Here is a 12,571-nt window from a genome sequence, read left to right as displayed (position 1 = left end):
GCGCTCGCGTGCGTGGTGCGGGCTCAGCCCTGCAGTGCGGGGATGACCGCCGGGTCGGCCCCGTTCAGGAAGTCGGTCAGGCGCTCGGGTTCGCCCGGCTCCTCGATCGCGATCGCGGCCCGGCGCAGCGCGAACAGGGAGCGCAGCACCCCGCGGTTCGGCTCGTGCGACCACGGCACCGGCCCGGCGCCACGCCACCCGGCCTTCCGCAGCGAGTCGAGTCCGCGGTGGTACCCGACGCGGGCGTAGGCGTAGGACTCGAGCGTGGCGCCACGCTCCCAGGCCTCGTCGGCCAGCAGCGCCCACGCCAGGCTCGACGACGGGTGCGACACGACGACGCTCGCGACCGGGGCGGCGGCGGCCAGGGCGGCATCGACCTCGGGGTCGGCGGGCAGCAGGGTCTCGGGGTTCGACGACGGGGTCGGCAGCAGGTTCTCGGGCATGGCTCCACCCTGTCACGCATGGCCGGGTGCTTGCGCACGCATCGCTCCGAGGCGTAGCGTCAGAGCACTCCGTCGTGACCGCGGAGCAGCGGTGCGGGAGACCGACCGCCGGCTCGGGTCACGGAAACGGGGGTGAACCGACGGAAGAAGTCGCCTTGCGCGTGATCACCGGGACTGCGTCCTCGCAGCAGCTGCCCCTGCGCTGACACCGTGATCACGCCCGACTCGTCGGGCCCGCCCGTTCGTCGGGTGATGCCGCCCCGCTGCGGCTGACGGTGTCGTGCGCCCGCATCGACATCCCGGAGGCACCTCCATGCCCGCGAACCCATCCGTCGTCCTGCACGACCTCACCTTCACCTGGCCGGACGGCACCCCGGCACTCGACCACCTGACCACCGCCTTCGGCTCCGGCCGGACCGGTCTGGTCGGGAGGAACGGGGCCGGCAAGTCCACGCTCGTCCGGCTGGTCACCGGCCGGCTCCAGCCCACGTCGGGCACCGTCACGACGTCGGGTCCCGTCGACCTGCTGCCCCAGCGGCTGGACACCGGCCCGGACGACACGGTCGCCGACCTGCTCGGCGTCGGCCCGCAGCTGCGCGCCCTGCACGCGATCCTGGGCGGTGACGCCGACCCGGCGCACTTCGACGTCCTGGGGGAAGCGTGGGACGTCGAGGAGCGCGCCGCCCTGGCGATCGCCGACCTGGGCATCGGCGACGACCTTGCCCGCCCCGTCGCCACCCTGTCGGGCGGGCAGGCCGTGCTGGTCGCCGTCGCCGGCATCCAGCTGCGTGCGCTGCCCATCGCGTTCCTCGACGAACCGACGAACAACCTGGACCGTCGGGCACGCGCGATGCTGCTCGACCTGGTGGACGACTGGCGCGGGACCCTGGTGCTCGTCAGCCACGACCGCGAGCTGCTGGAACACGTCGACGAGATCGCCGAGCTGCGTGCCGGCGCGATGGCCGTCTTCGGCGGGACGTACGCCGGGTTCGAGGAGCACCTGGCCGTGCAACAGGCCGCGGTCGAACGCGAGGTCCGCGTCGCGGCTCAGCGTCACCGCGCCGAGAAACGTCAGCGCATCGAGGCCGAGACGACCATCGCACGCCGGGCCAAGGCGGGCGAGAAGGCCGGGCGCTCGATGCCGGCGATGTTCCGGAACGAGATGCGCAAGCGTGCCGAGGAGACGGCGGGGCGACTCCGCACTGGGCACGCCGACGACGAGGCCACCGCGCTGGCGACCAAGCGCGAGGCCGAACTCCGGCTGCGCGACGACGAGTCCATCCACGTCGAACTGCCCGACCCGCACGTGCCGGCGTCACGGCGGATCGCGACGATCACCGTGCGCGGCCGGCCGAGCATCGTGCAGGGGCCGGAGCGCATCGCCGTCGGCGGGGACAACGGCGTCGGCAAGACGACCCTGCTCGAACAGCTGGTCGGGGACCCCGGCGCGCGGGAGCATCCGCTGCCGGACACCGGGGCCGTCGCGCACGTCGAGCACATCGCCTACCTGCCGCAGCGGAAGGACTCCCTCGACGACACCGCCACCGTGCTCGAGAACGTCCGACGCCGAGCGCCCGACGTGTCCACCGGCGAGCTGCGGAACCGGCTCGCCCGGTTCCTGGTCCGTGGGGACACCGTCGACCGCCCGGCCGGTGCTCTGTCCGGAGGGGAGCGCTTCCGGGTGGCGCTGGCGGGGCTCGTGCTGGCGGACCCACCGCCGCAGCTGCTGGTGCTCGACGAGCCGACGAACGACCTCGACCTGACGAGCGTCGACCAGCTCGTGGACGCCCTCGGCGGCTACCGCGGTGCGCTGGTCGTCGTCAGCCACGACGACGCGTTCCTGGAGCGTCTGGGGCTCGACGTCCGGCTGGAGCTGGGCACGCGGGCCGGGTGACGCGGGCCCGTTGCGCGCACGCGTCGGGCCCGCGTCAGCGCTTCCGGGTGGGGCGGATCGAGAGCGTCTCGATCGTGCCCCGCTCGGGCAGGTCCACGACCGTTCGGACCGCGTCGGCGACGTCCTCGGGCGCCAGGTAGTACGTGGTGTCGTAGTCCTCGCCGAGCTTCTCGGTGAGCTGGCGCTGCATGTCCGAGTCCGTCCGGCCGGGGTGCACGCTCGACACCCGCACGCCGTTCGCCCGCTCTTCTTCACGCAGTGCGTCGGTGAACGCCCGCAGCGCGAACTTCGACGCGCCGTACACGCCCCCGCCCGGACCCGAGACGAACCCCGATCCGGAGTTGATCGTCACGACGATGCCCCGGCTGCTGCGGAGCGACGGCAGCGCCAGGCGGGTGAGTTCGGCGACGGCGAAGACGTTCGTCGCGAACACGGCCTCCCACGTCGAGCGCGGGGTGTCGGCGACGCGGGTGCCCTGCTCGACGCCCGCCGAGTGCACGAGCACGTCGAGCCGGTCCGGCAGCGCGGGCATCGCGCCTGCGCCCAGGTCACCCACGAACGGCGCGGCGTCCGGCAGCGCGGCCACCACGGCATCGACGGCATCAGCGGAACGGCCGCCGACCAGCACGTGGTGGGTGCGGCCGAGGTCGGCCGCGATCGCGCGGCCGATGCCGCGGGTGGCCCCGGTCACCAGGGCGACCAGCCGGTCTGGAGTCGTGGAGTACGTCACGTGACCCACCCTACGGAAGCCGAGCCGGGCCTCCTGGCCGGAACCGCTGCCAGGGCCGCCTGCCGGGCCTGCAGCTCAGTCCTTCTCGCGCCCGGCGGTCTGGCGGATCTTGATGGCTTCGAGCACGTCCTTGGCGTGCTTCTCGTCCAGCTTGTCGATCTGGCGGGTGTCACGCTCGGGCAGCTGGATGTCCTCTTCGGCGCGGATGCCGGCCTGCAGCTGCCGACCGCGCTCGAGTTCGGCGTCGAACTCGGCACCGAACAGCAGCGCGTTGTTCGTGATCCAGATCCACAGCAGGAACACGATCACGCCACCGAGCGAGCCGTACGTGGCGTTGTAGTTCGAGAAGTTTCCGACGTAGAACCCGAAGCCGACGCTGGCGATGATCCAGATCAGCAGCGCCAGGATCGATCCGCCGCTGACCCACGTGAACTTGGGCTGCTTGACGTTGGGGGCCCAGTAGTAGAGCACCGCGATGATGACGATGCCGATGACCAGCAGGATCGGCCACTGCACGATCGACAGGACGGTGGCAGCGGCCTGGCCCAGGCCGATCAGGTCACCGACGCTACGGGCGAGCGGGCCGCTGACCAGCGCCAGCAGCCCCAGCACGAGCATGACGACCGTGAACACCGTGACGCCGAGCATCGTCGGGCGCAGCTTCCAGATCGGGCGGCCCTCGCGGACGTTGTAGATGCGGTTCATCGCGCGGCCGAAGGCACCGACGTAGCCCGAGGCGGACCAGATCGCGCCGACGATGCCGACGATGAACGTGACCGGCGCCGCGGGCGAGCGGACCAGTCCCTCGACGGGCTTGCGGATCAGGTCGACGACCTGCTCCGACCCGATGCTGCTGACGATCCGCAACAGGGTGTCGATCGTCTTCTGCGGATCCGACACCAGGCCGAGGATCGACACGATCGCCAGCAGGCCGGGGAACAACGCCAGCACGGTGTAGTACGTCAGGCTCGCCGCCAGGTCGGTGCACTGGTCGCCGGAGAACTCGCGCAGCGTCTTGCCGAGCGTGTACTTCAGGGTCGGCTTGGTCAGGTCGGTCGGGCTGTCCGGCTTGCGGGCGTCGTCCGCAGCGGGCTTGCCGTGGTCGTCGGCCATGGTCAGTTCGCCTTCGCGCGCTTGGCAGCCTGCTTGCGGTACTTGTCCGCCTGCTTGCGCACGCGGGCGGTGCGCTTCTGCTGGCTCGCGCGCATCTGGTGGCCCGGGTCCTGCGCGAGCGCTGCCGTGCGCGCCTTCCGACCTGCCCTGCGCGCCTTGCGGCCCTTCCGCCCCGGAGCGGACTCGTCGCCACCCCGGGCACCGAACGGCAGCAGCGCGGTGAACGCGGTCGAGGACGGCGGTGCGGCCAGGTGGCCGGCGGGCGTCCGGGCGATGCGGGCGCCGAGCACGACGGCTGCCACGCCCGCGGCGGCGATCGTGCCGAGGGCGACGAGCGGCGTGGGGTCGCGGTGCCACCGCTGCCGGGTCTTCGCCAGCGCCAGACGGGTGCGCGCGGGCAGGTCGACCTTGTGCCGGATGCGCTCGACCGTGTCGGTGATGCGTTCCCGGGTGCGGACGTTCGCGAGCTCGAGCTCGGGGAGACTGTCGTGCGCCATACCTCGTTCGTACACGGTCGTGGTCGCGGAGTCTCCCGACAGGCCGCGTGACGCGGCATGTGGCGGACGGGAGGCCCGGTGCCAGCCGGCACCGAGCCTCCTGTCCGAACGTGGTCGCGGTGGTCCGAACCGGGCCGCGCCGAGCGCGGGGCTCCGAGCGGGGCCGCGCGCTCCGCGCGTCGTCAGGACGGGACGACGACGTCCTCGGGCAGACCGGACGCGGCGGAGCGGGTGGCCGCCTCCATCAGCGCCAGGCTGCGCAGGTTGTCGCGGCCGCTGGTCTCCGGCGCGGGACCGCCCTGGATCGCCCGCGCGAAGGCCTGCAGGCCACCCTGGCGGTCGTGGTGCTCGGCCGTCGGCAGCTCGACCGACGTCGGCGCCTCGTCACCGGGCTTCCGGATCGTGACGACGTCGCCGGAGACGTCCCCGGGTTCGCCCGCGCGGCTGGTGAACCGCAGCTCGCCGTCCTCGCCCTGGATGCTCCACTCCCCCGCCCACGCGGTGTGCTCGGCACGGCTCAGCCAGCTGCCGCGGTAGCTCACGACCAGGCCGTCCTGCATCTCGATGAGCATCGACGCGACGGCCTCGTCCTGGTACCTGCTGAACGACGGGTAGGTGGCCTTGGCGAAGACCCGCACGGCCTCTTGCCCGGTGACCATGCGAAGCAGGTCGACGTGGTGGATCGCCATGTCGTTGAACATCGCGTGTGGGAAGCGGTAGTGCGGGTGGTCAGCGAAGGGCCGGTCGTTGTCCCACTGGCGGAAGTCGACGTTGATCGCCGACAGCTCACCCACGGCGTCGGCGCGCAGCAGGTCCCGGGTCACCTGCGGGGCGGGGTAGAAGCGGTAGTTCTGGCTGACCTGCAGCACCAGCCCACGTTCCTCGGCACGGTGGACGGCCTCGGCGGCTTCGTCGGCGGTGTTGGCGAAGGGCTTCTCGACCAGGACGTGCTTGCCGGCGTCCAGCGCTTCGAGGGCGAGCGGCACGTGGGTGACGGCCGGCGCCGTGATCACGACGGCGTCGGCGTCGACCGCGGCGAGCGCAGCGGTCAGCGAGGGGAACGCCGCAGTCTCGGGAAGCCCCAGGTCCGTCCGCACGGCGTCGAGGGTGTCGGCGCTCGGGTCGACGATGCCGACCACCTCGACCTCTGACACGGCGGGGATGGCCTCGCGGGCCCAGCTGCCGCCCCACCCTCCGAGACCGACGTGGATGATGCGGACCGGCATGCGGACACTCCTTCGTGATCGACGTGACACCGACCTCGGCGTCACGTCCATCCTGTCAGCAGGGCCCCGTCGAGGGAGCAGGAAACGTCGGGTGCGGGCGCGCTCCCCGACGATTGCTGCTCCCTCGACGGGCCGGGGCGCGCACGGCGGCGTCAGTGCGTGAAGGCGTAGGCGATGAGCGCCATCGTGACGATGAAGCCCGCCAGGTAGTTGATCCACAGGAAGCGCTTCCACCCCGCGTTCGCCGACTCCGCGGCGTCGTCGGTGACGTTCCACCACGGCAGCACGTTGAGCGCGTACGGGATCACCACGACGGCCGCGATGGGCCCCGGGAACGCCGCGAACAGCAGCGCGACGCCCGCGACGACGTACGCCACGAACGCCAGCCGGACGGTCGCCCGCGCGCCGATCACCGTGGCGACCGAGCCGATGCCGCCGGCCCGGTCGGCCAGGACGTCCTGCACGGCACCGAACGCGTGCGAGGCGACGCCCCACAGGAAGAACGCGATGCACACCGCGACGAGCTGCCCGGTCCAGTGCGGCCCGGCGAGCGCCAGGCCGTAGATCGCCGGGGACACGAAGTGCGTCGACGAGGTCAGCGAGTCCAGGAACGGCTTCTCCTTGAAGCGCAGCCCCGGCGCGGAGTAGGCGATGACCGCGAACACGCTGATCGCCAGGACCAACCACGACCACGGTCCACCCAGCAGCACGAGCGCGACCAGGAACGGCACGTTCGTCACGACCACGGCCCACAGGGTGGTGCGGTGCACGCTCTTGTCGAGCAGCGCGCCCTCGACGCCGCCCTTGCGCGGGTTCACCAGGTCGGACTCGTAGTCGAAGACGTCGTTGATGCCGTACATCGCCAGGTTGTAGGGCACCAGGAAGTACACGACGCCGATCAGGAACGCGGCGATCGAGAACCCGCCACCGCCGTCGACGCCGACCCCGCTGCCGAGCAGGTAGGCGGCACCGAACGGGTACGCCGTGTTCACCCAGCTGATGGGCCGCGACGACACGAACAGCGCGCGCATGGTGGACTGCCGGGAGGCAGGGGTCGCCGTCATCGCGGGTCCTCCGGTTCGGGGCGTGGCTGGGTGCGGGTCGTGGAACCGGTCCCGTGAACACGGTCGCGTCCGCCGCTGCGGTCGAACAGCACCCACAGGGCGGGCAGCAGGAACGCGGCACCGATCGCGTACGCCAAGTCCTCGATCGGGAACGCACCGATGCGCACCCCGCTGATCCGGGCCGGGTCGTAGGCGACGATGCTGAGGGTCACGATCACGTTGTTGAACACGACCGTCATGACGAGCAGTGCGACGCCGGCGACGAGCCCGCTCACCAGGGCGATCCGTCGGCCGCTGACCGCCCGGGCCCGTGAGCCAGCGCGACGTGCGGCGACGATGCCGGCGGCGACAGCGACCAGGACGGCCACGGCCAGGAACGGCACCGCGAGCAGCGCGTAGAGCCCGTTCACCGTGTCCTCCGACGAGCGAGTGCGCGCGCCACGACCGGCCGGACGGCGCCGGTCAGGTTCATCGTCGTGTAGCAGAGCAGCAGCAGGAAGAAGAGCTCCTCGAGCGGGACGTCGGGCGCGAGCAGCACGCCCGACAGCAGCTGTGTCGGGCCGATGAAGAAGATGCCGAGGGCCACCCCGGCGACGTCCCAGACCATGAAGAACGCGACGCCGACGACCATCACCGCGGTGGCCCGCCACGGCGCCCGCCAGAAGAACAGGCGGAAGCGGGCGTCGAGCACGACCATGCCCGTCAGCGAGACGAGCAGTCCGAGCAGGTACAGGCCGGGCATCACCCAGCTGCCGTCGCGGACGCGCGCTGCTTCGTCGCCCGCGGGGCCGGACGCGGGGGCACGCCCTCGGCGCGCACGAGCGGGGTCGGCAGGGGTTCGGTCGAGGTGTCGCCGTGGATGCGCTTCAGCAGGACCTCGGCCGAGATCAGGCACATCGGCAGACCGATGCCCGGGATCGTCGACGAACCGGTGTAGTACAGGCCCTCGACCTGCTTCGACTTGTTGCCCTCGCGGAAGAACGCACTCTGCTTGAGGGTGTGCGCCGGCCCGAGCATCGAGCCGCTCCAGGCGTTGTAGTCGTCCGCGAAGTCACGCGGCCCGATGGTCCGGCGCACGCGGATGCGGTCGCGCAGGTCCGGCACGCCCGAGCGCTCGGCGACGACGTCGATGGCACGGTCGGCGATCTGTTCGACCTCGTAGTCGCCGGCACCGTCGATGCCGCCCTTGCCGATGCCCACGTCGGCGGGCAGCGGGACCAGGATGAACAGGTTGCTCGTGCCGGGCGGGGCGACGGTCGGGTCGGTCTCCGACGGGGCGCAGACGTAGATCGAGGCGGGGTCCGGCACGTGCCGGTCGTCGCCGAACACCGCGCCGAAGTTGGCCTTCCAGTCCGCGGTGAACATCAGCGTGTGGTGCAGCAGCCCCGGCACCGGCCCGTCGACCCCGAGGTAGACCAGCACGGCCGAGGGGCCGGGGTCGCGCCGCTTCCAGTGCGACTCGTCGTGGGTGCGGTGCTCGCGGTCGAGCAGCTGCATCTCGGTGTGCCGCAGGTCGGCGGCGCTGACGACGACGTCGGCGGGTGCCACGTGCTGCTCGCCACGACGGTCGCGGTGCACCACGCCGGTGACGTGGCCCTCCTCGACCTGGATGCGCTCGACCTTGGCGCCGGCGACGATCTGCGCGCCCTCGGCCCGGGCGACGCGTTCGACGGCCGAGATCACCTCGGTGATGCCGCCCTTCGGGTACAGCACCCCGTCGGCCAGGTCGAGGTGGCTCATCAGGTGGTACATGCTCGGCGCCGTGTACGGGCTCGTGCCGAGGAAGACGGCCGGGTAACCCAGGACCTGCCACAGCCGGCGGTCGCGGACCGCACTCTCGGCGAAGGTCGACAGCGGCTCGAGCAGCAGGCGCGCGAGCTTGCCCATCCGCAGCAGCACGTCGGGGGCGGCGAGCTTCCGGAAGTCCTGGAACGTGCCGTACAGGAACCGGCGCACGGCCATGTCGTACGTGTCGGCGGCCGAGTCGAGGTACTTCGCCATCCGCTTGCCCGCGCCGGGCTCGACCGACTCGAACAGCGCCAGGTTGTCCTCGCGCGACGCCCGCAGGTCGATCGGGTCCTCGTAGCCCTCGCTGTAGACGCGGTAGCCCGGATCGAGCTTCACCAGGTCGAGCTGTTCGTCGGCGCTGGTGCCGAGCAGCTGGAAGAAGTGGTCGAACACCTCGGGCATCAGGTACCAGCTCGGGCCGGTGTCGAACCGGAAGCCGTCGCGCTCCCACGAGCCGGCGCGCCCGCCCAGCTGGGTGCGCTGCTCGAGCACGGTGACGGCGTAGCCGTCGCGCGCCAGCAGCGCGGCGGACGCGAGTCCGCTGATCCCGCCGCCGATCACGACGGCACGGCGCACGGGGACCTTGCGGGTGGCCTTCGGACCAGAGGCTCGTGGCGGGGTCATCGGGGGCCTCCAGGCTGGGTGGTGGTGACGGAACGGGAACGGAGCGGCGCGCGGCGCGCGAGCACCTGCGCGGCGAGCCGCGCCTTGACGGGGTTGGGGACGCGCACGCGCGTCGTGATCAGCCGGTCCGCCGGGGTGGCGGCGATCCGGTCGTTGAGCTCTTGGAACAGCGCGTGCGCGAGACCGACCGCGGCGCGGGCGTCCTTCGGCAGCAGCGGGACGGTGCGGGCCGCGGTGTCGAGGTCGGCCTGCACGTCCGCGACGAGTCGGCGCTTGGTGGCCTCGTCGAAGGTGCGGACGTCGACCCCCGGGAAGTACGAGCGGCCCAGCACCTCGAAGTCGGCGTGCAGGTCGCGCAGGAAGTTGACCTTCTGGAACGCGGCACCGAGTGCCCGGGCCCCGTCAACCAGCACGGTGTTGTCGAACGTCGGCCGGCCGGCCCGGTAGACGAACGCGCGCAGACACATCAGCCCGACGACCTCGGCCGAGCCGTACACGTAGGTGGCGAACGAGGCGTCGTCGTGCTCGGTCTGGTCGAGGTCCATCCGCATCGACGCGAAGAACGGCCGCGTCAGCTCGGCACCGAACCCGGTCGTCCGCGCGGTGCGTGCGAAGGCGTGCACCACCGGGTTCACCGAGAAGCCGTGCGTCATCGCGCGCTCGGTGTCCTGCTCGAGCTCGTCGAGGACCTGACGGGCGAGCACGGGATCCAGCCCGGCTTCGGTCGCCGGACCATCCACCACTTCGTCCGCCACCCGCACCAGGGCGTAGACGTTCGTGATGTGCTCGCGCGTGTCCTTCGTCAGCAGCCGGCTGGCCAGCCCGAACGAGGTCGAGTAGCGATCGATGACGACGGCGGACGCCGCTTCGGCCGTGGCGTCGTAGAGCGGGAGTCGCGCTGCGTGCGTGCTCCCGGTGCGGTTCGTGGTCACCGGACGCGCTCCACCAGTTCGGACACCAGGGCTTCGAGCCGGACGGCCAGGTCGTAGGGCAGCGCGGCCAGTTCGGCCCGGGCGAGCGCGGTGTGCTCCTGCACCCGTGCCAGGGCAGCGTCGTGGGCGCCGCAGTGCACGAGCAGGCGGCGCATCTCGGCCGCGCGTTCCTCGGTCAGGTCCGGGTCGCCCAGGTACGGCGCCAGCTCGGACCAGCACTCGGTGGTGGCGGCGTAGGCGATGAGCATGGTGCGCTTGCCCTCGCGCAGGTCGCCGATCGCGGTCTTGCCCGTCGCGGCTTCGTCACCGAAGACCCCGAGCAGGTCGTCGACCACCTGGTAGGCGATGCCGATCTCGCGGCCGAACGCCCCGAGCGCGGTGACGACCGCTTCGTCGGCCCCGGCCAGCACGGCCCCGGACTGCAGGGGCGCCTCGAACGAGTACACGCTCGTCTTCGCACGCTCCATCGCCAGGACCTCGTCCACGGTGGGCATCACGCCGTGGGTCAGGTCGACGTCGGCCATCTCGCCCGCGGCGCTGGCGAACACGGCGTCGTCGAACAGGTCGAGCAGCCGGGCGCGTCGTTCGCCGTCGGCACCGCTCGACTCGATGAACCGCGGTGCACCGGCGAGCGCCAGGTCACCGGCGATCACCGCTGCGCTGGTCCCCCGGTGCTCGGCCGTCGGCAGCGGCAGACCGCCCGTCGTGCCGGTGTCGCGGAACGCGCCGGCGACGTTCGGCTGCCCGCGGCGGGACCAGTCTCGGTCGATCACGTCGTCGTGCACCACGAGTGCCGTGTGCAGGAGTTCGTACGCCGCACCGACGTTCGCCGCTGCGTGCACGTCCGTGCCGCCGAGCCCGGCATAGGCGGTGAGCACCATGCGCGGGCGGAAGCGCTTGCCGCCCATGCTCGCCTTGCGGAGCACCCGCCAGAGTTCCTCGGAGGGGCGTCCGAACGCCTGGGCTCGGGCCGACGACACGGTGAAGAACCGTTCCAGACACTCGTCGACCAGCGCGAGGTCGATGTGCGCCACGGTGGCCGCTTCGTCCGTCATTGGCCTAATCTATCGAACTAGATGAACCACTTCCCTGAAACCGTCGTGCTGCTCGGCGAGGACCGTACCCCGATCGGCACCGCGGACAAGTTCGCGGTCCACACCGACCACACGCCGCTGCACCTGGCGTTCAGCTGCCACGTGACCAACAGCGACGGGGATCTGCTCGTCACACGGCGTGCCCTGTCGAAGAAGGCGTGGCCCGGTGTCTGGACCAACTCGTTCTGCGGACACCCCGGTCCGGACGAGTCGTTCGAGGATGCGATCGCCCGGCGTGCCGCCCGCGAACTCGGCATCACCGTCCGCGACGTCCAGCCCGTGCTGCCCGACTTCCGCTACCGCGCGGTCGATGCGTCGGGGATCGTCGAGAACGAGGTCTGCCCGGTGTTCCGCGCCGTGACCGACGACGTGCCCGCCCCGGCCGACGACGAGGTCTCCGAGTACGAGTGGCTGTCCGAGGACGCCCTGCGCAGCGCCGTGTCGGCCGCGCCGTTCGCGTTCAGCCCGTGGCTCGGGTGGCAGCTCGAGCAGCTGCCGGTCCGCGCGCTCGACTGATCCGATCGCCCGCGCGGGACCAGTGCGCGCCCAGGTCGGGACATCGACAATGGTGCGTATGACCCTGACGCAGCGCGATCCCGCGCAGGTGGTGCTCGAGGCCCTGCACGACGACCCGGTGATCGCCAGCGTCAAGGACGAAACCGCGCTGACCGAGGTCCTGCGCTCCGACCGGGCCGTCGTGTTCCTGCTGTTCGGCAGCGTGCTCGACGTCGCCCGGATCGTGCAGCGAGCGAAGGACGCCGGCAAGACCGTCCTGGTCGACGTCGACCTGCTGGACGGGTTCGCCGCGCGTGACGTCGTCGTGACGTGGATCGCCGAGCACACGGCCGCCGACGGCATCCTGTCGACGAAGGCGAACCTGGTCCGCGCCGCCAAGCGTGCCGGCCTGGTCGCGGTGCAGCGCTTCTTCCTGGTGGACTCGTTCTCGTACCACCAGCTCCCCCGCGTGGTCGAGCAGGCGAAGCCGGACGCGATCGAGATCCTGCCCGGGTGCATGCCGCGGGTGATCACCTGGCTGCGGTCGGACACCGACGTGCCCGTGATCGCCGGCGGCCTGGTGTGCGACAAGGCCGATGTGCTGGCCGCGCTCGGCGCCGGCGCGGTGGCCGTGGCGACGTCGAACCGCGACGTCTGGGACATGTGAACTG

14 protein-coding genes are annotated in these 12,571 nt (G+C 71.8%); 3 read left to right on the top strand and 11 right to left on the bottom strand.

Translation table 11 applies throughout. The annotated features are described in order from the left end of the window. Nucleotides 1-23: 23 nt before the first annotated feature. On the bottom strand, nucleotides 24-443 hold the full coding sequence (locus ACLBWP_RS09120; RefSeq protein ID WP_447654920.1) for a DUF3151 domain-containing protein: 420 nt from the start codon (nucleotides 441-443) through the stop codon (nucleotides 24-26). Between the two features lie 313 nt (nucleotides 444-756). On the opposite strand from ACLBWP_RS09120, the gene ACLBWP_RS09115 reads away from it, so the two are divergent. Further along, nucleotides 757-2,337, top strand: coding sequence for an ABC-F family ATP-binding cassette domain-containing protein (locus ACLBWP_RS09115; RefSeq protein ID WP_447654919.1), 1,581 nt, complete (start codon nucleotides 757-759; stop codon nucleotides 2,335-2,337). Between the two features lie 34 nt (nucleotides 2,338-2,371). On the opposite strand, the gene ACLBWP_RS09110 is transcribed toward ACLBWP_RS09115, so the two are convergent. The 10 genes from ACLBWP_RS09110 to ACLBWP_RS09065 form a co-directional block, all read right to left on the bottom strand. Then, nucleotides 2,372-3,067 carry an SDR family oxidoreductase gene (locus ACLBWP_RS09110; protein WP_447654918.1) on the bottom strand — a complete coding sequence of 232 codons (696 nt, stop codon included), beginning with the start codon at nucleotides 3,065-3,067 and terminating at the stop codon, nucleotides 2,372-2,374. A gap of 75 nt (nucleotides 3,068-3,142) precedes the next feature. Then, complete coding sequence (locus tag ACLBWP_RS09105) at nucleotides 3,143-4,180, bottom strand: YihY/virulence factor BrkB family protein (protein WP_447654917.1); 1,038 nt, start codon at nucleotides 4,178-4,180, stop codon at nucleotides 3,143-3,145. A gap of 2 nt (nucleotides 4,181-4,182) precedes the next feature. Next, the gene (locus ACLBWP_RS09100) at nucleotides 4,183-4,677 is read right to left on the bottom strand and encodes a hypothetical protein (RefSeq protein ID WP_447654916.1); all 495 of its coding nucleotides are present in this window, start codon (nucleotides 4,675-4,677) and stop codon (nucleotides 4,183-4,185) included. A 182-nt stretch (nucleotides 4,678-4,859) separates the two neighbouring features. Further along, nucleotides 4,860-5,903 carry a Gfo/Idh/MocA family protein gene (locus ACLBWP_RS09095; RefSeq protein WP_447654915.1) on the bottom strand — a complete coding sequence of 348 codons (1,044 nt, stop codon included), beginning with the start codon at nucleotides 5,901-5,903 and terminating at the stop codon, nucleotides 4,860-4,862. 152 nt (nucleotides 5,904-6,055) lie between these two features. After that, a complete protein-coding gene (locus tag ACLBWP_RS09090) occupies nucleotides 6,056-6,967 on the bottom strand; it encodes a prenyltransferase (protein ID WP_447654914.1) in 912 nt (303 codons plus the stop codon). Continuing rightward, nucleotides 6,964-7,377 carry a lycopene cyclase domain-containing protein gene (locus ACLBWP_RS09085; RefSeq protein WP_243562230.1) on the bottom strand — a complete coding sequence of 138 codons (414 nt, stop codon included), beginning with the start codon at nucleotides 7,375-7,377 and terminating at the stop codon, nucleotides 6,964-6,966. The genes ACLBWP_RS09090 and ACLBWP_RS09085 overlap by 4 nt, the downstream gene beginning before the upstream one ends. Next, the gene (locus tag ACLBWP_RS09080) at nucleotides 7,374-7,709 is read right to left on the bottom strand and encodes a lycopene cyclase domain-containing protein (protein WP_243562229.1); all 336 of its coding nucleotides are present in this window, start codon (nucleotides 7,707-7,709) and stop codon (nucleotides 7,374-7,376) included. The genes ACLBWP_RS09085 and ACLBWP_RS09080 overlap by 4 nt, the downstream gene beginning before the upstream one ends. Beyond that, the gene (gene crtI / locus ACLBWP_RS09075; RefSeq protein WP_447654913.1) at nucleotides 7,709-9,379 is read right to left on the bottom strand and encodes a phytoene desaturase family protein; all 1,671 of its coding nucleotides are present in this window, start codon (nucleotides 9,377-9,379) and stop codon (nucleotides 7,709-7,711) included. Before crtI ends, ACLBWP_RS09080 begins: the two co-directional genes overlap by 1 nt. Next, complete coding sequence (locus tag ACLBWP_RS09070) at nucleotides 9,376-10,311, bottom strand: phytoene/squalene synthase family protein (RefSeq protein ID WP_447654912.1); 936 nt, start codon at nucleotides 10,309-10,311, stop codon at nucleotides 9,376-9,378. The genes crtI and ACLBWP_RS09070 overlap by 4 nt, the downstream gene beginning before the upstream one ends. Next, nucleotides 10,308-11,366: a polyprenyl synthetase family protein gene (locus ACLBWP_RS09065; protein ID WP_243562226.1), complete on the bottom strand. Its 1,059-nt coding sequence runs from the start codon at nucleotides 11,364-11,366 to the stop codon at nucleotides 10,308-10,310. The genes ACLBWP_RS09070 and ACLBWP_RS09065 overlap by 4 nt, the downstream gene beginning before the upstream one ends. 21 nt (nucleotides 11,367-11,387) lie before the next feature. On the opposite strand from ACLBWP_RS09065, the gene idi reads away from it, so the two are divergent. Both idi and ACLBWP_RS09055 read left to right on the top strand, forming a co-directional pair. Further along, nucleotides 11,388-11,921, top strand: a complete 534-nt coding sequence (gene idi, locus ACLBWP_RS09060; protein ID WP_243562225.1) for an isopentenyl-diphosphate Delta-isomerase — start codon at nucleotides 11,388-11,390, stop codon at nucleotides 11,919-11,921. 58 nt (nucleotides 11,922-11,979) lie between these two features. Beyond that, complete coding sequence (locus ACLBWP_RS09055) at nucleotides 11,980-12,567, top strand: glycerol-3-phosphate responsive antiterminator (RefSeq protein ID WP_447654911.1); 588 nt, start codon at nucleotides 11,980-11,982, stop codon at nucleotides 12,565-12,567. Nucleotides 12,568-12,571 lie beyond the last annotated feature (4 nt).

The sequence above is a fragment of the Microbacterium sp. M1A1_1b genome, assembly GCF_053345565.1.
This window is presented reverse-complemented; position numbering and strand designations above follow the sequence as displayed.

Excerpts from the sequence above, each read along its gene's own strand:
- ACLBWP_RS09065 (WP_243562226.1), bottom strand. The coding sequence starts at position 11,366 with ATGACGGACGAAGCGGCCACCGTGGCGCACATCGACCTCGCGCTGGTC.
- ACLBWP_RS09100 (WP_447654916.1), bottom strand. The coding sequence starts at position 4,677 with ATGGCGCACGACAGTCTCCCCGAGCTCGAGCTCGCGAACGTCCGCACC.
- ACLBWP_RS09095 (WP_447654915.1), bottom strand. The coding sequence starts at position 5,903 with ATGCCGGTCCGCATCATCCACGTCGGTCTCGGAGGGTGGGGCGGCAGC.
- crtI (WP_447654913.1), bottom strand. The coding sequence starts at position 9,379 with ATGACCCCGCCACGAGCCTCTGGTCCGAAGGCCACCCGCAAGGTCCCC.
- ACLBWP_RS09120 (WP_447654920.1), bottom strand. The coding sequence starts at position 443 with ATGCCCGAGAACCTGCTGCCGACCCCGTCGTCGAACCCCGAGACCCTG.
- ACLBWP_RS09080 (WP_243562229.1), bottom strand. The coding sequence starts at position 7,709 with ATGCCCGGCCTGTACCTGCTCGGACTGCTCGTCTCGCTGACGGGCATG.
- ACLBWP_RS09055 (WP_447654911.1), top strand. The coding sequence starts at position 11,980 with ATGACCCTGACGCAGCGCGATCCCGCGCAGGTGGTGCTCGAGGCCCTG.
- idi (WP_243562225.1), top strand. The coding sequence starts at position 11,388 with ATGAACCACTTCCCTGAAACCGTCGTGCTGCTCGGCGAGGACCGTACC.
- ACLBWP_RS09115 (WP_447654919.1), top strand. The coding sequence starts at position 757 with ATGCCCGCGAACCCATCCGTCGTCCTGCACGACCTCACCTTCACCTGG.
- ACLBWP_RS09105 (WP_447654917.1), bottom strand. The coding sequence starts at position 4,180 with ATGGCCGACGACCACGGCAAGCCCGCTGCGGACGACGCCCGCAAGCCG.
- ACLBWP_RS09090 (WP_447654914.1), bottom strand. The coding sequence starts at position 6,967 with ATGACGGCGACCCCTGCCTCCCGGCAGTCCACCATGCGCGCGCTGTTC.